This is a genomic window from Streptomyces sp. I05A-00742 (assembly GCF_013055795.1).
In the GTDB taxonomy this organism is placed as follows: Bacteria; Actinomycetota; Actinomycetes; order Streptomycetales; family Streptomycetaceae; genus Streptomyces.
The window spans coordinates 1-328 of sequence record NZ_JABETO010000104.1 but is presented as its reverse complement, the minus strand read 5'-3'; the positions used below and the strand labels follow the sequence as shown (position 1 = coordinate 328).

Here is a 328-nt window from a genome sequence, read left to right as displayed (position 1 = left end):
CGCGTCCAGAGGTCCTGATACAAATCTTTCTACGTGTGTAGTTTATTGATAATTTTCGCATCATGCTAAGCAATAAACAACCAACATGATACTAGCTTGATTATATTTCATCTAAACAGACTTCAAGCGGCAGTGTTTAGCATATCCTACTAGGGTTGAATCGCGTTAACAGCACGTAGGAGATGCTGTTAGGCGATGCAGTGGCTATTACGCAGCTACTGCGAAATTATTGTTTGATTTGTCAGTTATATTTAACCGAAATGTGTTGATGACGGAGCCAACCCTCCGACACGCTTAATAAGCTCGGGGGACCCCTGTCGAATCCAAG

At 42.7% G+C, this 328-nt stretch carries 1 other RNA gene; it reads right to left on the bottom strand.

The features are described 5' to 3' along the window. Nucleotides 1-326: a transfer-messenger RNA gene (gene ssrA, locus HN013_RS32260) on the bottom strand; the annotation flags it as partial. Nucleotides 327-328: the final 2 nt, after the last annotated feature.